The 18,100-nt window shown below is 58.8% G+C and carries 16 protein-coding genes and 2 pseudogenes; 5 read left to right on the top strand and 13 right to left on the bottom strand.

Annotated elements, in window-relative coordinates:
* Positions 1 to 2: 2 nt before the first annotated feature.
* The 11 genes from ACFQND_RS16505 to ACFQND_RS16455 form a co-directional block, all read right to left on the bottom strand.
* Positions 3 to 1,475, bottom strand: coding sequence for an acetyl-CoA carboxylase biotin carboxylase subunit (locus ACFQND_RS16505; RefSeq protein ID WP_371439217.1), 1,473 nt, complete (start codon positions 1,473 to 1,475; stop codon positions 3 to 5).
* Positions 1,472 to 2,287, bottom strand: coding sequence for a TetR/AcrR family transcriptional regulator (locus tag ACFQND_RS16500; protein WP_371439218.1), 816 nt, complete (start codon positions 2,285 to 2,287; stop codon positions 1,472 to 1,474). Before ACFQND_RS16500 ends, ACFQND_RS16505 begins: the two co-directional genes overlap by 4 nt.
* The gene (locus ACFQND_RS16495) at positions 2,284 to 4,092 is read right to left on the bottom strand and encodes an acyclic terpene utilization AtuA family protein (RefSeq protein ID WP_371439219.1); all 1,809 of its coding nucleotides are present in this window, start codon (positions 4,090 to 4,092) and stop codon (positions 2,284 to 2,286) included. Before ACFQND_RS16495 ends, ACFQND_RS16500 begins: the two co-directional genes overlap by 4 nt.
* Before the next feature lie 27 nt (positions 4,093 to 4,119).
* Positions 4,120 to 4,911: an enoyl-CoA hydratase-related protein gene (locus ACFQND_RS16490; RefSeq protein WP_371439220.1), complete on the bottom strand. Its 792-nt coding sequence runs from the start codon at positions 4,909 to 4,911 to the stop codon at positions 4,120 to 4,122.
* A 2-nt stretch (positions 4,912 to 4,913) separates the two neighbouring features.
* Positions 4,914 to 5,870, bottom strand: a complete 957-nt coding sequence (locus ACFQND_RS16485; RefSeq protein ID WP_371439221.1) for an SDR family oxidoreductase — start codon at positions 5,868 to 5,870, stop codon at positions 4,914 to 4,916.
* A 28-nt stretch (positions 5,871 to 5,898) separates the two neighbouring features.
* Entirely contained in the window at positions 5,899 to 7,101 is a 1,203-nt protein-coding gene (locus ACFQND_RS16480; RefSeq protein WP_371439222.1) for an ABC transporter substrate-binding protein, read from the bottom strand.
* A 65-nt stretch (positions 7,102 to 7,166) separates the two neighbouring features.
* Positions 7,167 to 8,213, bottom strand: coding sequence for a branched-chain amino acid ABC transporter permease (locus tag ACFQND_RS16475; protein ID WP_371439223.1), 1,047 nt, complete (start codon positions 8,211 to 8,213; stop codon positions 7,167 to 7,169).
* On the bottom strand, positions 8,213 to 9,085 hold the full coding sequence (locus ACFQND_RS16470; protein ID WP_371439224.1) for a branched-chain amino acid ABC transporter permease: 873 nt from the start codon (positions 9,083 to 9,085) through the stop codon (positions 8,213 to 8,215). Before ACFQND_RS16470 ends, ACFQND_RS16475 begins: the two co-directional genes overlap by 1 nt.
* Positions 9,082 to 10,983: an AMP-dependent synthetase/ligase gene (locus tag ACFQND_RS16465; RefSeq protein WP_371439225.1), complete on the bottom strand. Its 1,902-nt coding sequence runs from the start codon at positions 10,981 to 10,983 to the stop codon at positions 9,082 to 9,084. The genes ACFQND_RS16470 and ACFQND_RS16465 overlap by 4 nt, the downstream gene beginning before the upstream one ends.
* A gap of 61 nt (positions 10,984 to 11,044) precedes the next feature.
* Complete coding sequence (locus ACFQND_RS16460; protein ID WP_371439226.1) at positions 11,045 to 11,851, bottom strand: ABC transporter ATP-binding protein; 807 nt, start codon at positions 11,849 to 11,851, stop codon at positions 11,045 to 11,047.
* On the bottom strand, positions 11,848 to 12,639 hold the full coding sequence (locus ACFQND_RS16455) for an ABC transporter ATP-binding protein (RefSeq protein ID WP_371439227.1): 792 nt from the start codon (positions 12,637 to 12,639) through the stop codon (positions 11,848 to 11,850). The genes ACFQND_RS16460 and ACFQND_RS16455 overlap by 4 nt, the downstream gene beginning before the upstream one ends.
* A gap of 380 nt (positions 12,640 to 13,019) precedes the next feature.
* Here ACFQND_RS16455 and ACFQND_RS16450 point away from each other — a divergent pair, with 380 nt between their 5' ends.
* Positions 13,020 to 13,802, top strand: a complete 783-nt coding sequence (locus tag ACFQND_RS16450) for an enoyl-CoA hydratase/isomerase family protein (RefSeq protein WP_371439228.1) — start codon at positions 13,020 to 13,022, stop codon at positions 13,800 to 13,802.
* 68 nt (positions 13,803 to 13,870) lie between these two features.
* Positions 13,871 to 15,088 (top strand): acyl-CoA dehydrogenase family protein, encoded by a 1,218-nt coding sequence (locus ACFQND_RS16445; protein ID WP_371439229.1) that lies wholly within the window; start codon positions 13,871 to 13,873, stop codon positions 15,086 to 15,088.
* A gap of 303 nt (positions 15,089 to 15,391) precedes the next feature.
* Here ACFQND_RS16445 and ACFQND_RS16440 read toward each other — a convergent pair.
* A pseudogene (locus ACFQND_RS16440) lies at positions 15,392 to 15,485 on the bottom strand (IS3 family transposase); the annotation flags it as partial.
* A 193-nt stretch (positions 15,486 to 15,678) separates the two neighbouring features.
* On the opposite strand from ACFQND_RS16440, the gene ACFQND_RS16435 reads away from it, so the two are divergent.
* Together ACFQND_RS16435 and ACFQND_RS16430 are read left to right on the top strand one after the other, a co-directional pair.
* The gene (locus ACFQND_RS16435) at positions 15,679 to 15,942 is read left to right on the top strand and encodes a phage integrase central domain-containing protein (RefSeq protein WP_371439230.1); all 264 of its coding nucleotides are present in this window, start codon (positions 15,679 to 15,681) and stop codon (positions 15,940 to 15,942) included.
* Between the two features lie 138 nt (positions 15,943 to 16,080).
* Positions 16,081 to 16,311, top strand: a pseudogene (locus ACFQND_RS16430) (hypothetical protein); the annotation flags it as partial.
* Here ACFQND_RS16430 and ACFQND_RS16425 read toward each other — a convergent pair.
* A complete protein-coding gene (locus tag ACFQND_RS16425; RefSeq protein WP_371439231.1) occupies positions 16,291 to 16,791 on the bottom strand; it encodes a hemerythrin domain-containing protein in 501 nt (166 codons plus the stop codon). The pseudogene ACFQND_RS16430 and the gene ACFQND_RS16425 sit on opposite strands and share 21 nt — an antisense overlap.
* Before the next feature lie 331 nt (positions 16,792 to 17,122).
* On the opposite strand from ACFQND_RS16425, the gene ACFQND_RS16420 reads away from it, so the two are divergent.
* Complete coding sequence (locus ACFQND_RS16420; RefSeq protein ID WP_371439232.1) at positions 17,123 to 18,091, top strand: PDR/VanB family oxidoreductase; 969 nt, start codon at positions 17,123 to 17,125, stop codon at positions 18,089 to 18,091.
* Positions 18,092 to 18,100 lie beyond the last annotated feature (9 nt).

The following is an 18,100-nucleotide window of genomic DNA, read 5'->3' as shown; positions in this document are numbered from 1 at the left end:
AATCAGTTGCGCCATGCACCCATGGATGCATAGGGTTCGGGAATCCGGGTGGCTGAAATATCGGGTGCGGCGCTGGCAGCAACAGCCAACACGATCTGGCGCTCCGCCTCCGACAACACGGCAGGCACAAGGTTCGCCTTGTGGCGCTCCAGGAAGCCGGTGTCAGTCTCTCCACGTGCGAATGCGGGGTGCTGCAGAACACGCGACAGAAAATCATTGTTGATGGTGACGCCCAGCATAGTGGTTTCAGCGAGCGCACTGCGCATGCGCGAGATCGCCAGCGTGCGGTCTGCACCATGCACCACCAGTTTGGCCAGCATGGAGTCGAAATCGGCCGTCACGGGGGCGCCTTCGGTCACACCACAATCAAAGCGCACGCCGGGTCCGGCCGGTGCGCCAAGCAACAACACCTTGCCTGTGTCCGGTACAAAACCTGCATCAGCGTCCTCGGCCAGGATGCGGCATTCAATGGCGTGCCCGCTGAATTGCACATCAGCCTGCCTGAGCGGCAGCGGCTCGCCCTGCGCCACACGCAACTGCAGCTCCACCAGGTCCAGCCCGGTCACCATTTCCGTGACCGGGTGTTCAACCTGCAGGCGGGTATTCATTTCGAGGAAGAAGAACTCGCCATCGGGCGACACAATGCATTCCACCGTACCTGCATTCACATAACCGGCAGCGGCAGCCAGCTTGACAGCGGCATCGCAGATGCGGTCGCGCAGACCGACAGGCAGCGCTGGTGCAGGAGACTCCTCAATCAGCTTCTGGAAGCGCCGTTGAATCGAGCATTCACGCTCACCCAGGTGGATAACCTTGCCGTAGCTATCGCCAAACACCTGCACCTCGATATGGCGGGGCTGCTCGACAAAACGCTCGGCAAACAGCCGGCCGTCGCCAAAATAGCGCTGGCTTTCTGCGCGCGCGACGCTGATGGCGTGGGCAAGCTCTTCTTCTCGCCGCGCAATCTGCATGCCCTTGCCACCACCGCCCGCAGCTCCCTTGACCAGCAGCGGAAAGCCAACGGCGCGTGCGCGTTTTTCAAAACTCGCCGGATCTTCCGCCTCGTCGGCCGATGGCGTGACCGGCATGCCCTGCGTGACCGCAAAACGGCGCGCGGTGATCTTGTCGCCCATCAACTCGATCGCTGAAGCAGGTGGGCCAACGAAGATAAGGCCTGCATCTGCTACCGCCTGGGCGAAAGCTGCGTTTTCCGAAAGGAATCCGTAGCCAGGATGAATGGCATCACAGCCTGTATCGATGGCTGCCCGCACCATGGCGTCCATATCCAGCCAGGCCGCTACCGGCGGGCTGCCAAACACCTCTACCGTTTCGTCAGCCTCGGCCAGCGCCGGGCCGGACTGGTCCTGCTGGTGCCAGGGCACGACAGTGGCAATGTCCATGCGCCTGGCGGTACGCACGATGCGCAGCGCGATCTCTGCGCGGTTGGCAATAAAGAGTTTTCGTATGGTGGTCATGAGGTCTTTTTTCGGCTTGACGCTACGGGCGCAGCAACCGGAGCGGGGCCGGCAGCCACCAATTTTTCGAGCCGCTCCAGCCGCCGTTCGATGTCCTCACGGCTGGAAGCAACGGGCGCTACGGAAACTGATACCACCTCAGGCTCACCAGCAGGCTGGATTCCCCTGAGCACCATGTCGGTAAACCGGTCGGCTGCTACTTCAACATCAACGGTATCGCGCCCGTACAACACGCCCCACATACGATGCTCTATGCCGCCATAGACCATGCCGCGGATCATCTCGCCATCAGTGTCCTTTTGCAGTTCGCCGGATGCGATCGCGTCGCGCACGGTACGCATCAAAAATGCGGTGTAGCGCACATGCAGGTCATGAAGCGCAGAGTTGAAGTATTCAGGCCGTGTCCGCACCTCATGCAGCACCAGGCGCGAGAGCCCCGGGTCCTCGACATAAACACGCAAGTGCCGCCATATCAGGAAACGCAATCGGCTGCGCAGCCCTTTGAGACGGCTGAAGCCATCTTCTATTTCGCTTATGAGCGGCTCGTACATACCGCCAAGCACTTCATTCAGCAGGTCACGCTTGGTCGGAAAGTAGGAATACAGGAGGCCCTCGACAACGCCGACCTTGGCAGCGATCTCGCTGACCGAGGCCTTCTCAAAGCCCTTGTCCAGAAAGGTTTCCCGCGCGGCCGCAACAATTTCTGCCGCGCGCCGCAAACGGCGCGGGGTTCTCTTTCCGGCGGGATTGGTGGCCAGAGCCTGCCCGTCGGGGTCTATTGTTTTTTTGAGTATTTTTTTTGCGGGTTTCATGGCAATTTTTCAAGAAGATCCACGGGGACATCCACAGGTATATCCAGCAACATCTGGGCAAGGGCTTTACCCTGCGGGTCATAACGCAGCGATGCAACACCGCCGCCGCCCAATGCATTTTCAAGCGTGAAGTTGAGAGCGTTAAAACCGGGCAGGCTGTAACGCGAAACCTTACCCCTGACTACATGTAGAAAATAGTCACGCACGCTGTCTGCAGTCAGGTTTTTCAACAACACGGCATATAGCGCGTCAGAGCGGGCAATGATGCCTATATTGGCCATATCGCCCTTGTCACCGCTACGCCCGTGCGCGACACGCATCAACGGCACAGTCCGGGTTGCGCCCTGCGATGCATACGAAGATGCAGGAGTGACCGGAGTGTCGCCGGAAGCGTCAGAAACTCCGGAGCTGAACACTTCCTCAAACGGCAGGTTGTTCCCGTCGACGCAGACCGACGCATTCACAAGGCGTCTGTCCGTCAGGAAAGAAAACAGCCTCACAACTGGCGACGGCGCTGCCCTGCCAGCGGCAAAACCAGTGATGCCTTGCGCCATGGCCGTGGCCGACGGGGCGATCTCGCGTGCCAGCAACTCCAGCGCCTCACGAGACACATGTTTGGCGGCAATCTTGAGAACCACTTCGCGCGCACCCGCTGTACGCGCATGGGGGCCGTAAGTGCTTTCCGCACCCAGGACTTCCAGGCTGGTTTCACTATAGTCAGCCCATCCCCTTTCAAGGAACATGCGGCGCGTGCGTTGCAGGATGGATTCACCGACACGCTGGGCTTTCCGCGCAGCATCTGTTCCGCCAACCATCACGGTGCTGAGTACACGCCAGCCGTCGCTGAAAGTGGCACTGACCTTGTAGGAGGCAGGTGCGGGGCGGCCTCGCGCACCGCTGATCCGGACCCGGTGCGGGCCGTCCTGAACCAGCTTCACGTTCCGGAAATCGCAGCTGACGTCGGGCAGCAGGTAAGCCGAGGGATCACCGATTTCATAGATGATCTGTTCGGCCACGCTGGCCGGCTCCACCAGCCCTCCAGTAGCGGCAGGCTTGGTGAGTACAAAACTCTCGCCCGACGCCTCGCATTCTGCAATCGGAAAGCCCATGTCGTCCCAGCCGGGGACACGTTCCCAGTCGGTGAACAGGCCACCCGTGGCCTGGGTTCCGCATTCGATGACATGACCGGCGAGGCTGCCGGCGGCCAGCTTGTCCCAGTCTGCCCAGGACCAGCCGAACTCATGCACCAGCGGGGCCAGGGTCACGGCACTGTCCACCACACGCCCGGTGATGACGATGTCAGCACCCGCATCGAGTGCCGCAGCAATCGGCTGGGCGCCGAGATAGGCATTGACGCTTAAAAATTGTGCAGGCATGGCCATGCCACTGAACATCTCGCGCACATCGCTGGCCCTGAATTCATCGGCCCGGGCAGAGAGATCGTCGCCTTTGACGATGGCAATTTTCAGGTCAACCCCCTGTGCCTGTAGCAGCCTGGCCAGGGCTTCGCCGCAAGCACGCGGATTGACTCCGCCGGCGTTGGACACCACCTTGATGCCACGCGACTTCAGCTCGCCTGCCAGCGAGGCAATGATGCGCACAAAGTCCGGGGCATAACCGGCATCGGCCGATTTTGCACGCGCGCGCGCCAGCAAGGACATGGTGATTTCAGCCAGGAAGTCAAAGACGAGGTAATCAATGCCGCCGTGCAAAACAAGCTGTGCCGCACCAGCCTCCGAGTCGCCCCAAAAGCCCGTGGCACAGCCAATGCGCAAGGGCTTTGTGCGGAGTATTTTTTTCTGCATATTCATCATTGCTGCCGGTCGCCGCGCCTACCGTCCCGGCCATACCGGCGCACGCCGTTCGGCAAAGGCCTTCATGCCTTCTTTTGTGTCCTCACTCTGGGAGAGTATGGGCAATACGGCCTGCGTGAGGTTGAGAGCATCGGAGAACGACAGGTCGGTCACGGCTGAAATTGCACGCCTGCCAATTCGAAGCGCAACAGGTGAATTGGCAGCCAGCTTGTCAACCATGGCCGCGACGGCTGTGTCCAGCTCGGCGGCGGGCACCACCTGGTTCACGATCTCGAACTGCTGCGCCTCAACAGCAGAGAACCGGTGCGCAAAAAAACACATCTCCAGCAGCCTGCGGCGTGGGATCACGCGCATCAAAACAGGCAGGATCATCATGGGGAAAACGCCGACTTTCGCCTCCGTCGTGCCAAATTTTGCGCTGTCCACAGCCACGGCAAAATCGCAGGCACATACCAAACCCAGGCCACCGCCGAATGCGCTGCCATTGACACGGGCGATGATGGGCAGGTTGCAGCGGTCCAGGGCCTTGAACATCTCCGCAATCGGGTTATCAAAGCGGCCAGGCTCCAGCGCAAAGGGCGAACCGTCAGCCGTCGGCTTGAGTTTTCCGCCGGCACAGAAAGTCTGTTCACCTGCGCCCGTCAGCACAATGGCGCGTACGCCGTCCATGCCTTCGGCCTGGCGAAATGCCAGGGTCAATTCTTCCATGACCAGGTCAGTCATGCTGTTGTGTTCTGCTGCGCGGTTGATGGTGATGTGGCAGGCTTCGCCGCGCACCTCAAACAGCAGTTGAGAAAAATTTTGGCCCACGTTTACTCCCCCTGCACTGTCGACGCAGGCGTGTCGGCAAACGTGACGGGCGGCTGGTATTGCGGAAAACCGTTGTACGCAAAGCTGCGCTCGGCCGGCTGCAGCTTCCAGCTGTGCCGCGCAGTGGGCACAGCGCCGTCAACCCGGATAACGCTGCCGCTGATGAACCCTGCAGCTTCAGACAGCAAATACACGGCGGCAGAAGAAAGTTCGGCTTCGGTTCCGAAGCGTTGCAGCGGCACCTTGGTGCGCAACCCACGCAGCACATTGCGGTAATCCTCGTCATAGGTGTCAATGCCGGCGGATGCAATCCACCCGGGCGCCACGGCATTGACCCGTACCCCTGCATGTCCCCACTCACAGGCGGCGGTTTCTGTCAGCGTCAAAACGCCACCGCGCGCGGCACCGGAATGCCCCATGCCCGGCAAGCCTCCCCAGATGTCCGCCAGCATATTCACAATGCTGCCGCCGTGGTGCTCCATCCATTGCACAAAACATTCGCGTGAGAACAAAAACGTACCGTGCAGGTTGTTACGAACGACCGCATCCCATCCCTTAAGCGAGATATCGCGCAGTTTCGCCGGGAACTGCCCGCCAGCGCAGTTAAAAAGCCCGTCGATGCGGCCATGCTTATTCAGGATGCTTGCCACGGCGGCTTTGACTTCGGACTCATCCCGGATGTCACAGACGGTGGTGCTGACATCCCCGGCACGCTCCGGATAGATGGATGAAATCTCGGCAGCCACGGCATCCAGCTTGGCTGCCTGCCGGCCCACCAGGGCGACATGTGCGCCCAGGCTGGCCAGTTCGTGCGCCGCGCACCGGCCAAGCCCACTTCCTCCGCCGGTGACAACAACAGTCTGGCCATCAAATAGTCCCGGCCTGAAAGCAGATCGGTAACGTGTCTTGCTGGCCGGGCCGTCATGGCCGGTATCCGTGGTGGTGCTTTGCAGGTTCATCTTTTTTTGATGTGAGGCGTTCAGGTTTTCAGTAAGCGATGAAGTCGGTCATCGACTTGACGGTGCCACTGGCCGGATCTGTCTGGAACAGCTTGATAGGCAGGACTGCCTGGGCCTTCGGATTGTTGAAGGACACCGGGCCGCTGAGGCCACCGGTCTGGAAGTTTTGCAGCTTGTTGAGCTCGTTCACAACGCAGACACGCGTGACATTTGCACCGCAGCGGCGAATACCCTCGGCAAAAACCAGGGTTCCCACATAACCGCTGACGGTGTAACGGTTGAAGTTGGCGTAGTCATCCGCATTGAGGTACTTTTTGGCCTTTGCCATCAGGGCCACGCCAGCCGGGTCGTAGTTGGACGCGTAATAGTCCGGGATCAGGTATTTATAGCCTGAAGGCGCGGCCAGTTTGACAGCGGCAGGCAGTTGGCCGGCCCAAAGGGTTCCCAGTGTCACGTCCATGTTCAGGCGCCGGAACTCCGACATCACCGATGCAGACTCGGTCGTCAGCGTGCCGAGGTAGACGGCATCGGCACCCTTGTCCTTCAGGGTCAGCACTTCGGCAGAGAAGTCCTTCGCCCCGCGCTTGAAGGAGATTTCAGCGACGCTGTTCAGGCCATACTGCTTGACCGCTTTCTGATAGCCTGCGAGCAGCGCCTTGCCGAAGTCATCGTCCTGGTAAAGGATGCCGAACTTGCCGCCCTTCTTGTTCATTTTCTCGACCATGTAACTGATGGGCGCGTAACCTGCATAGTCGTAGTCGGGCCCTATCATGAACACGGTCGGACGGCGCGGGGTGACAACCGCCGGATTGGGCGCCATGTGCACGATGGTCGGTATCTTGGCCTCCTCAATGGTCGGCAACATGGCCACCATGTGCGAGCTGCCCGTGGTCCCGGTGATGCCGAACACCTTGTCAGAGTCGATCAATTTTTTGACGGACGACACCGAACGCGCCGGCACATAACCGTCGTCTTCATAGATCGCACGCAGCTTGCGGCCGTTGATACCGCCGTTGGCGTTGATCTCTGCGATGGCCAGTTTGGAGCCCGCCGCACCGGCCTTCCCGATCAGCGAAGCCGGCCCGGACATGGGCTGGACCTCCCCTATCAGGATTTCCGTTGCCGTTACGCCGACATCCTGTGCGGCGGCAGTCATGGCAGCACCCGCCGCAAGCGCGATGGCGGAAATTTTTGCAAGATGGCCGACTATTTTCTTAAAATTTTTGCTCATGTTGTCTCCTCTAGAAATACGCTGGCACCGGGGAATTCCGGTGTCATGCGAATGTGTTGGGCGGCTCACTGCGACAGAGGCCACTGCACCCAGAAACGTTTTGACTTGCGCCAGATGCCGGCCATGCCTTCAGGCTCCAGCCGCAGGAACAGCAGGATGACAATGCCGTACATCATTCCCTTGATTTCATAGATACGGTCGGCCATCAGAGTTTTAAAACTGTCACCCGCTGCCGAGAATCCAACATTCAACAGTTCAGGCAGCAGCAGAATCAGCGCCGTGCCAAGAATGGCACCATGAATGCGCCCCATGCCGCCGACGATAACCATGGCCAGCGCCTCGATGCTGATGAGGATGCTGAATGTGTCGACATTGATGAACCGTGTCTGCAGCGCCACCATGGCACCGGCCACCCCGGTGTAAAACGCACTGACCATGAAGGCCAGCAGTTTGTAGCGCATCAGGTCAATGCCCATGGCGCGCGCAGCAATGTCATGGTCGCGCAACGCCAGCCAGGCCCGGCCAATACGCGAGCGCATCAGGTTGAGCGTGATGAGCACAAACAGCAGCAGCAGCGCCAGGGCCGCATAATAAAACCGCACATCGCCCTTGAATGAAAAACCTAAGACGCTCAGCGCATCCACCGGCATGCCGGCCGATCCACGTGTAATGCCCTCGGCGAATAGGACAATGTGGCGCACGATAAATGTGAACGCCAGCGTCGTAATGGCAAGGTACAGGCCCTTGAGACGCAACGAAGGTATGCCCACAACCAGGCTTGCGATGGCTGCGACCAGGCCGGAGACAAATACCGCAAGCAGGGTAGGAAGCTTGTAGTCGGTCGTCAGGATGGCCTGTGCATACGCCCCTATCAGCAGGAAACCGGCATGACCCAACGATATCTGGCCCGCCACGCCTGACAACAGGTTAAGGCCCAGCACACCGATGGATGCCACAAAGATGGCGGTCAGCATATTGAGCCCGAATGAGCCGAACAGCGCAGGCATCAAGGCCAGCACCAGAACGCCGATGGCAGCCCAGACCCATGCCGTGGGCTGGTTGGACAGAGCCACCAGGCCCGCGTAGGAGTTTTGATAAGTACGGCTACGCATCAGACACGCTCGATTTCACGTTGACCAAAAAGACCATAGGGTTTGACCATCAGCACAACGATGATGAGGACAAACCCCGCGATTTCCTTCAAACCCCGGCCAAGGTAACCGCCAGCCAGGTTTTCCATCACACCAATGACAAGGCCGCCGAAGGCACCGCCAACCACAGAGTCCAGCCCCCCCAGGATGGTTGCCGGAAAGCCACGCAGCCCCATCTGCGATATCTCGGGCTCCAGGCTGAACATCAGGCAAAACGACAGGCCGGAGAATGCCGCGAAAACCGCGGACAGGGCCCAGGCAATCGCGCTGATGCGTTTGACGTTGATGCCCATCAGCAGCGCAGTGGTTTCGTTGTTGGAGGTAGCGCGCATCGCAATGCCGACACGGGAACGGCGAAAGAAAAGCCACATCGCGAGGGACAGCACCGCCAGCGAGACAAGGGCAAAGATCTGCCCCGGGTACAAGGCCATGTCGCCAAAACGGATCACTTCATTGCCGAACGGTCTCGGGAAGGCCGTGGGTTCCACACCCCAGATCAGTATGACAAATGAGCGTATGACCACCGCAAGCCCAATGGTCACCATCACACGCGAGAACATGGGTTCGCCAAGCATGGGCCTGATGAAGGCCCATTCAATCAGCAAGCCGAGCACGACGGACACCGCCAGCACGCAGGCCAGCAAAGGTATGAATGCCATGCCGGGGATGCTGGCAAAGGTGTAGCTCATGTAGGCGATCAGCATCATGACTTCGCCCTGTGCGAAATTCACCATGCCGGTGGCGCGATAGATGATGGCAAAACCCATTGCCACCATGCCGTACAGGGTACCGATGACCAGCCCGGACATCACGAGGTTCATGAAGTAGTTCATGCAGCTTCCTTTGCAGAGCCATAGATTTCGCTGATTTCCGGGGCGAATTTCTTTTCAATAACGCTCCTGCGGACTTTCATCGTCGCAGTCAGTTCACCATCGTCATGGTCAAGCTGCTTGCGCAGGATGACAAACTTCCGGATGTTTTCGACACGGGAGAAGCGGGCATTCACACGCTCGACGTCTTCTGCAATCAGCGCTTTCACCGCATCAAGACGTGCCAGCGTTTCATAGGTGGTGTAGGCCATGCCGCGCTCCTGCGCCCATTTGCCGACAGTGTCCAGGTCTATCTGGATCAGGGCCGAGACGAAATGCCGGCCATCGCCGAGCAGAACGGCCTCGCTGATATAAAGGCTTTCCTTCAGCGTGTTTTCAATCAGCGACGGCGTGATGTTCTTGCCGCCGCTGGTGATGAGGATGGCTTTTTTCCGGTCTATGACCTGTACCTGGCCGGTGGCCTCATCGAGCTCAACCACATCGCCGGTGCTGAGCCAACCGTCGGTAAATGCGACTGCGGTCGCGGCCTCGTCATACAGATAACCATTGAAGACAATCCGGCCGCGCAACTGCAATTCCCCATCTTCGAGAATCCGCTGTTCGACCACACCGGGCAGCGGTGGGCCGCACCAGCCGAGGCGGGACATTTTTCTCGACTGTGCATGGCTGGCACCGCTGCTTTCCGTCATGCCGTAGATCTGGTAGATCGGCACGCCCAGCGCGCGAAAGAACAGGATGACCGAGGGCGAAATCGAGGCACCGCCCGTCATCGATATCCAGGTGCGGTCCAGGCCTATGCTGGCCAGCAGGTTGCTGAAAACTGCGGCACGCAACAGCCAGCCGACGAAGGCATCACGCACATTGACGGGTTCGCCGCCATTGGCGATGCTACGTTCTGCAATCGGTGTCGCGATGGCCAGCGACTTCCTGAAAGCCCATTGCGCCAGCGGCCGTGCGTCACGCGACTTGATCAGGATTTCATACTGCAGCTTTTCCCAGATGCGCGGCACGCCGAAAAAGAAGCTGGGGCCGATCTCTCGCAGGTTCTGCGTCACCGTGTCAATCGACTCGGCAAAGTACACCACCGAGCCATAGGCCAGTTGCATCACGGGCGACATCAGGCGTTCGGCCACGTGGCAAAGCGGCAGGTAACAAACCACCGACATGGGCTGGCCCGCAAAGCCGTGGACCTGGCCCAGCGCCCAGGCATCCGAGAGAATGCCGCGATGGGAGATGCGCGCCCCCTTGGGCATGCCGGTGGTGCCTGAGGTGTAGACGATGAGCGCGTCCTGCGCGGCGCTCAGGCCGTCAATCGACCGTTCAAAGGCATCGACCTGTGCCGGCTGGTTCGCAAGATTAAAACCTTCTGCCAGCGCGTCCGCGAACGAGGTCAGGCAAGCGTCGGTGTATTGGCGCATGCCTTTCCAGTCCACCGTCAGCACGCGCTGCATATCGGGCAGGCCTCCCTCGCGCTGCATGGCAGTCAGCGCCTTGTCGGTCTGCTCCTGGTCGCCGCAGACTGCGATTTTGGCCCTGCAGTGCCGCGCGATGTATTGCAGTTCAGGCCAGGGATTGGTTGGGTAAATGCCGACCGTCACCCCGCCCAGCGACTGCGCCGCCAGGTCGGCAAAAAACCATTCCGGCGTGCCGTCGGAGGCAATGATCAGCTTGTCGCCAGGCATGAAGCCCTGCGCTTTCAGGAACAGCGCAAAGGCTCTGGCCTTTTCAAAATAGCCCAGCCACGTCGTGCCCTGCCAGATACCGCGTGTTTTCTCACGCAGCGCTATCTGCTGGGGTGTTGTGCGGGCGCGATGCCGCAGCAGCCCGGGCATGGTGGCTTCGCCCTCGGCAACGCCTGGCGGCAACTGCAGGTCGGCGATTGCGGGATCCGGGCGGCTCATTGGAGTACCTTCGTGCTTCGCACTGCGGTGCGAGCTTGCCTGGGGCGGCCCTGTGCGACGCTCATGCGGTCTCTCCCACGTCCTGGCCAAGGTATGCGGCAATCACGGCCGGGTCTTTGGAAACGATGGCCGGAGCGCCATCTGCAATCTTGCGCCCGAAGTTGAGGACGCACACATGGTCTGAAATATCCATCACGATGCCCATTTCATGCTCGATCATCATGACAGTCACATTGCGCTCTTCGCGTATGTCAAGGATGAAGCGTGCGATGTCTTCGGTTTCTTCCTGGTTCATGCCGGAGACCATTTCATCGAGCAGCAGCAGTTTGGGCTGCATCGCCAGCGCACGGCCAAGCTCGACCCGTTTTTGTAATCCATAGGACAGGGTGCCCACAGGAAGCTCGCGTATAGATTCGATTTCCAGGAACTCGACAATTTCTTCAGCGGCTTCCCGGGCGCGGATTTCCGCGTTCCTTGTCGCCCCCCAGAACATGGCGGCGCCAAAAATCCCGGTACCCAGACGCGAATGCATGCCGGTCAGGATGTTGTCTATCACCGTTTCGTGCTTGAACACGGCCAGATTCTGGAAGGTGCGGGCCAGCCCGCGCCTGGCAAGGTTGTGCGCCGGCAGGCTGGTAATGTCTTCCCCGTCAAAAGTCACACTGCCGGTGGTGGGCTTGAGCAGGCAGGAGGCCAGGTTGAAGAGTGTGGTCTTGCCTGCGCCGTTGGGACCGATGACGCTGCATATCTCGCCCGGCATCACACGCAGGTCAATGCCTGCCAACGCTTCCAAACCACCAAACCTCTTGGAGACACCGGAAAACTCAAGAACTGGCGCGGCTGCCACCGCCGTGGCATTGGTGTTCATGACAGCCACCTCTTGCGCCGCTTGTAGTGTTTTATGTCGCGCATGCTGCGGCGCTCTCCGCCATCCTGCACACCGAGGTAGAACTCCTTGACATCATCATTGGCAAGCAGCTTTTGCGGCGTGTCGTCCATCACGATACGCCCGCGCTCCATGATGTAGCCATAGTCGGCGACCGACAAGGCGAGCTGCGCGTTCTGCTCGACCAGCAACACGGTCAGGCCGCGCTCGTCACGCAACCTGCGAATGGCCTGGAATATCTCGGTGATGATTTGCGGAGCCAGCCCCAGCGAAGGTTCATCAAGCAGCAGCATTTTTGGCTCACCCATCAAGGCGCGACCTATCGCGACCATTTGCTGCTGCCCACCCGAGAGATACCCCGAAACACGATGCCGATGCGCTTCAATGGCAGGAAACATTCCAAAGATGCGCGCCATGGCGGCAGACGATTCGCCTGCGGGCCGTGCGTAGCCTCCCATGAGCAGGTTCTCCTCAACCGTGAGCGTGTCAAAGAGTCGCCGGCCCTCAGGCACCTGCACCAAACCCAGCCTGACGATCTCATGCGGAGGGAGCTTGCCGATCGGCCTGCCGCCATAGGCAATGACACCGCCCGTGATTGCACCTTCTTCGGGATACAGCACGCCACTGATGGCCTTGAGCACGGTGGACTTGCCGGCACCATTGCTGCCGAGCAGCGCAACGATGCGGCCAGCACCGACCTCAAGCGATACGTCTCGCACGGCTTCGACCGCATGGTCGTAAAAGACCTGCAGGTTGGTAATGCTCAACATGCGTTATGCCGGCTTGCAACAGCAACACTGACGAATAAATTCATGCTTGTCTCCACGGTACCTTTGCAGCACTCTGTGTCTTGAATCTGATCGGCACTCAACAAAATGCCGCTTGTCTTGTGAGCCGGATTTTGTGACCTGGCGCACCATAAGTCAACAAATTATGACCCAAACTCAAAAATATTCTTACCTATGGATTTCCCCAAATCCATTTCAATGCAGATGATTTTTCCCATTTCTACCTCTTGAAAATTACAAAACATAGTAATTACCCTATCTGAATTCATCTTCAATGATGTTCACATACCGATTCCTCTAACGATAAATTTGAAAATGGGTCAAATTTTAGAAACCATCCCTGATTTGCCGGCGGCATCGGCATGAGCAGTGAACAAGCCGTATACAGCGAACAGCAGGGCGAGGTGGTCACGCTGACACTGAATCGCCCGGATCGGCTGAATGCGCTGGACCATGAAATGGCCGGCGTGTTACTCAGCGCCATTGAGGACATCGCAAGAACGCCCTCCGCACGTGTGCTCGTACTCCGCGGCGAAGGCAAGTCCTTTTGTGCGGGCGGCGATGTTGCGGCCATGCAGGCCCACAGCAATGAGCTGCCGGCCTTCATAGAGAAAACCATCACGCCGTTTCACGCCTGCATCCTCGCTCTGCAGCGCTTGCCCATGCCGGTGGTGGCTTGCGCGCACGGTGCACTGGCAGGCGGCGGATTTTCGCTTGCAATGGCCTGTGACTTTGTGGTGGCAACGCGGTCTGCCCGCTTTGTCGTGGCCTACCCGAAGCTGGGTGCTCCCGCAGATGGCGGCTTGAGTTTTTTCCTGGTCCAGCGTCTTGGCGCAGCAAGAGGACTGGAAGCACTGACAACAAAAGGCCAGTTTGACGCGGAAACGGCCTTGCGGCTGGGCCTTGTCAACCGGGTGGTCGATGACGACCGGCTGGCACAAGAAACCAACCAGTGGGTCGCTGAAATGCTCGCGCTGCCGCCGCAGTCATTGCGGGAACTGAAAACACTGGTGGCGGTGCAATCCAGCACCGCCTTGCAGGCGCACCTGCAGCGGGAGAAGGAGGCGTTCCTGCGCTGCGCGGCGACACCGGATTTCGCCGCGCGCGTGGCTGCCTTTACCCAGAAGCGCCAGCCCCGCAACTGACAAACAAACAACCCATCCACCAGCGCCCAGGCGCCCCCTCAACAACACACCAACAAACTGAAGACTCCATGAACAACTCCAGCACTTCCATATCCGGGATTCCGGCAGCCTCGGCCATGCAACGTTTTGCGGGCCTCTCCAACGACGAACAAAGCATGCTTGACGAGGCCGACCGCTTCGCGCGGCAGGAGCTCTACCCGTTGTCGCAGCGCATGGACAACGAGGAATGGTGGCCAGAAGAGGCCTTCCCCCTGATCGGCAGGACGGGCTACTTCGGCATCACGGTGCCCGAGGCTTACGGCGGCGCCGGGCTGGACATGTTCACCAGCGGCCTGGTGGTGCAGGCCTTCTCACGATGGAACCACGCGCTGGCGCTGAGCTGGGTGGCGCATGAAAATCTTTGCCTCTACAACATTTACCGCAACTCCAACGAAGAGCAGCGCAAACGTTACCTTCCGGGCCTGTGCAGCGGCCAGACCATAGGCGCACTGGGCCTGACAGAACCAGGCGCCGGCTCTGACGCGCTGGGCTCCATGCGTACCACCGCCACGCCTGATGGCGATGGCTACATACTCAACGGCAGCAAGATCTACATCACCAACGGACCGGTGGCCGATGTGTTGCTGGTCTATGCCAAGACCAATCGTGAAAAAGGCGCCAAGGGCATTTCCGCATTTATTGTCGAGAAGGATTACCCAGGTTTCAAGGTGGCGCAAAAACTCACCAAGATGGGCTTTCGCGGCAGCCAGACGGCCGAACTGGTGTTTGACAACTGCCGGGTGCCTGCGGCCAACCGCGTCGGGGAAGAGGACACCGGCGTGAAGATCGTGATGAGCGGCCTGGATCTTGAGCGGGCCATGATTGCGCCCATTTGCCTGGGCATTTCGGAGCGGGCGCTGGAACTGGCGCTCGAATATGCACAGACCCGCCAGCAGTTCGGCCAGCCGATTGCCAACTTCCAGATGATCCGTGCGAAGCTGGCGGACATGTTTGTCTGGATAGAGGCCATGCGCGTCTTCACCTACCAGGCCTTGCGCGCCGCGAACGACCTGGAAGTTGGCGGCGGTGGGCGTGGCGACATCCACAAGATCACTGCAGCATCCGTGATGTTTGCCGCCGAGACCATGAACAAGGTGCTGAACGAGGCCGTGCAGATCCATGGAGGATCAGGCTACATCTGGGAATCAGAAGTGAACCGCCTGTACCGCGCCATCAAGCTTCTGGAGATAGGCGCAGGCACCACCGAGGTCCGGAAGATCATCATCAGCGATGAAATGATGCGCTGACCATGATATCCCGGAAAATGTGACAAGCAAGACAATTTCAGCGTAAAAATAAAGCATAACCAGTGCTTTATTACCTGCTTTTTACAGGTGCCAGATCAGAGCGAACAAGCACTACAAGGTCAAACTTGTATTTTCAAAGCATGATCAAGTCGAGCTTTCCGAAGCCGAAATGTCGTTTATTTTGCTGATTTTTTACAGCAATCTCGCTTTTTTATGCTTGTACAGCCCCAGTTTCAAGGCAGTTCGAGTCAATTGCCGCCATCTTATGAACAAGTGGGGATGCGGAGTAACACTTGGACTGGTTTACGCCGTAATTCCGAGGCTCTCCCGGTATTCGAGGGGGACTGAGTGAGCCAAGGGAAATCTTGATGCGCTTTTCGTTATACCAGTGGATATAGCCCACCTGAAAATCGCGACTTTGTTCGTATTCTCGATGCCAGATCTTCAATGCATTTCCCGAGCTTGATGTAGAGCTTGACGGCCCGAATGCGGTCTTCGTATGAGTACATGAACTACCTCCAAGTAATCCAAGTTATTGGACGCCCCTCATTGGGTCAGACTTCAGCGGAATTCAACAGGGACTAGGGCCGGTGGATACATTTGGACTGCCTCAGACACGTGAACGCGCAAAGTTGTGCCGCCAACAACTGGCCGATGCTTGGGACCCAATTGAACATAGAGACACGGAAAAGAACGAGCGCGCCGTCCAATGGATCAGCACTTTGCGTAAGTATGCAATCCCAAAGTTTGGTAAACGTGCCATCAGTGGCCTGCCCAAACAACACATAGTGGACGTCCTTGAGCCCATTTGGACCACTAAGACCGAAACGGCAAGCCGGGCGTGTCGTGTTTAATTTCGCTGCGGCTAAAGATTATTTCGTCGGCAAAGACACTGAGTTTGGGAGCAGGTTAAGCTCGCCTTGGGCTCTAACGATCAAACTTGAACGGTTGAGTACCACTCTGCTTGCCCTCACAAGTTCGTATTAAGCTTACTCCAAGCCGTAGATCAAGGCCCGTCATCTGAAGTAGTGCAATTGGCCCTACAGTTCACCGCTCTCACCGCTTCACGTTCAGGTGAAATCCGCGGGGCCACTTGGGAAGAAGCAAGCGACGACTTCAAGGATTGGATTGTGCACGCCGAGCGCATGAAAGCCGGCCGCGCTCATCGTGCGCCTCTGTCTGAGGACGCTCAGCAGACGTTCTTATTCGATAGGCATGAATGAGCGATACTTAGGCGATGGCAGTGTGGCGCCGGCCGCTTCGACCGGCCTGTGCCGCTGCAGCGGCATCGGAATGCCGCCAAATCGTGCCTTGCTGCGGACCGCCGCCAAGTTCGCGTCCATTTCACTCACATGTTCAGGCAGCCAGCGCAGGAGCTCGAGCGAAAGACTGGAGATCAGTCGCTGTGCCATCGCCGGTGACGTCGCCGTTTCACCGAGGATGAGATGCACTTCGTCCAGGGACGCCAGGACTGCGGCGTGCTCGTCCAGGTGACACGCGGCGTTGTTGCCGCCTAGGCGGCGCAGATCCGCGTCCTCTCGGCCAAAATGCTCCCGCATCTCGGTGCGCAAGCTGTCCAAGGTCGCAACCGCATCGTTGCAGGAGGCATCGAACAGCATCCCCACAAGACTGAACAACTCTGCGTGCTCCCGGTCCAGATGAGCATCACCCAGATTCATCGGCTGAAATGATTGGATATTCATTTCGATGAGACCTTTGTTTCCCTGATCACCTCACCACGTTTCGTGAGCTCGCTTGCCAGCAATTCGTGCGATTGCATCGATACCACCTAGCGGCCCAGATTGAAAGCGGTGTTCGTCATGTTGATCCTCTTGAAGTGAATCGGCTTTGATGCAGTATTGACTGCGAGTGCTCCTCCAGCAAGCGGCGAAGTGAGGAAATTGTGCTGTTTGTTGCCTTTGACGTTGGTGCATGGGGACTCTGTGGAGACTCAATCGGCCAATTGCAACTTTGGAAACGGTTTCGCCCAGTCTGGATTGGACCAACGCCTTGGCATCGCCAAGAATGCTCATCATGAACACACTTCAAGCAAGACTGCATTCGATCGAATGGCTCGCCTCCGGAATCCTCGGCTTCGATTTCAGGCCGGTGGGCGAAGATCAGTGGCCCACCGCTCCGGCGGGATCTCACATCGACGTGCACCTTCCCAGTGGGCTCGTACGCAGCTATTCACTTGTCAATGCGCCGGGTGAACGCCATCGCTATGCGATTGCGGTTAACCGTGAGGAATCCGGCGGAGGAGGTTCGCGCTATATGCACGACCAGTTGCGTGTCGGGCAGGTGCTGTCGATCTCTGCGCCGCGTGACAGTTTTCCGCTGAACGAAGCGGCTTCGCATTCGGTATTCATCGCCGGCGGCATCGGAATCACCCCCCTGTGGAGCATGGTCCAACGCCTGTCGCAGATTGGAGTCCCGTGGACGCTGCACTATTCAACGCGAACGCCCGAAGGCGCGGCGTTTGCCGACACGATCGCCGTGCTCGCTTCCCGCGCGGGGGGCCGGGTGCACATGAACTTCGACGGCGGAATGAGCTGCAAGCGACTGGACCTTGGGGCCATCGTCGCCTCAGCTCCCCCTGATGCGCATGTGTACTGCTGTGGCCCCATCCGTATGCTGGAAGCATTCGAATCCGCGTGCGCGCAGCGAGACCCTGCCTTGGTGCATCGCGAGTACTTTGCCGCGCCGGCGGCGCCGCAGTCGGCGGGCGCCACGGACCAGGAATTCACCGTAAAGCTGACGAGGACCGGCAAAACGATCCCAGTCGGTGCCGGCATGTCTATCCTCGACGCGGTACTGAAGGCTGGCGTTGATGTTTCCCACTCCTGCATGAGCGGCATCTGCGGAGCCTGCGTGACCAATATCCTGGATGGCGTTCCGGATCACCGTGACATGGTCCTGTCCGATGCCGAGAAAAATTCCGGGGAGACGATGATGATCTGCTGCTCCCGCGCGAAATCGCCGGAGCTGACGCTCGACCTGTAAACGGGCGAT

Source organism: Polaromonas aquatica (assembly GCF_042659145.1).
GTDB lineage: Bacteria > Pseudomonadota > Gammaproteobacteria > Burkholderiales > Burkholderiaceae_C > Polaromonas > Polaromonas aquatica.
The sequence above is the reverse complement of the archived record's forward strand: the minus strand, read 5'-3'. Positions and strand labels throughout refer to the sequence as shown.

Excerpts from the sequence above, each read along its gene's own strand:
- ACFQND_RS16505 (WP_371439217.1), bottom strand. The coding sequence starts at position 1,475 with ATGACCACCATACGAAAACTCTTTATTGCCAACCGCGCAGAGATCGCG.
- ACFQND_RS16500 (WP_371439218.1), bottom strand. The coding sequence starts at position 2,287 with ATGAAACCCGCAAAAAAAATACTCAAAAAAACAATAGACCCCGACGGG.
- ACFQND_RS16495 (WP_371439219.1), bottom strand. The coding sequence starts at position 4,092 with ATGCAGAAAAAAATACTCCGCACAAAGCCCTTGCGCATTGGCTGTGCC.
- ACFQND_RS16485 (WP_371439221.1), bottom strand. The coding sequence starts at position 5,870 with ATGAACCTGCAAAGCACCACCACGGATACCGGCCATGACGGCCCGGCC.
- ACFQND_RS16480 (WP_371439222.1), bottom strand. The coding sequence starts at position 7,101 with ATGAGCAAAAATTTTAAGAAAATAGTCGGCCATCTTGCAAAAATTTCC.
- ACFQND_RS16475 (WP_371439223.1), bottom strand. The coding sequence starts at position 8,213 with ATGCGTAGCCGTACTTATCAAAACTCCTACGCGGGCCTGGTGGCTCTG.
- ACFQND_RS16470 (WP_371439224.1), bottom strand. The coding sequence starts at position 9,085 with ATGAACTACTTCATGAACCTCGTGATGTCCGGGCTGGTCATCGGTACC.
- ACFQND_RS16465 (WP_371439225.1), bottom strand. The coding sequence starts at position 10,983 with ATGAGCCGCCCGGATCCCGCAATCGCCGACCTGCAGTTGCCGCCAGGC.
- ACFQND_RS16460 (WP_371439226.1), bottom strand. The coding sequence starts at position 11,851 with ATGAACACCAATGCCACGGCGGTGGCAGCCGCGCCAGTTCTTGAGTTT.
- ACFQND_RS16455 (WP_371439227.1), bottom strand. The coding sequence starts at position 12,639 with ATGTTGAGCATTACCAACCTGCAGGTCTTTTACGACCATGCGGTCGAA.
- ACFQND_RS16450 (WP_371439228.1), top strand. The coding sequence starts at position 13,020 with ATGAGCAGTGAACAAGCCGTATACAGCGAACAGCAGGGCGAGGTGGTC.
- ACFQND_RS16445 (WP_371439229.1), top strand. The coding sequence starts at position 13,871 with ATGAACAACTCCAGCACTTCCATATCCGGGATTCCGGCAGCCTCGGCC.
- ACFQND_RS16425 (WP_371439231.1), bottom strand. The coding sequence starts at position 16,791 with ATGAATATCCAATCATTTCAGCCGATGAATCTGGGTGATGCTCATCTG.
- ACFQND_RS16420 (WP_371439232.1), top strand. The coding sequence starts at position 17,123 with ATGAACACACTTCAAGCAAGACTGCATTCGATCGAATGGCTCGCCTCC.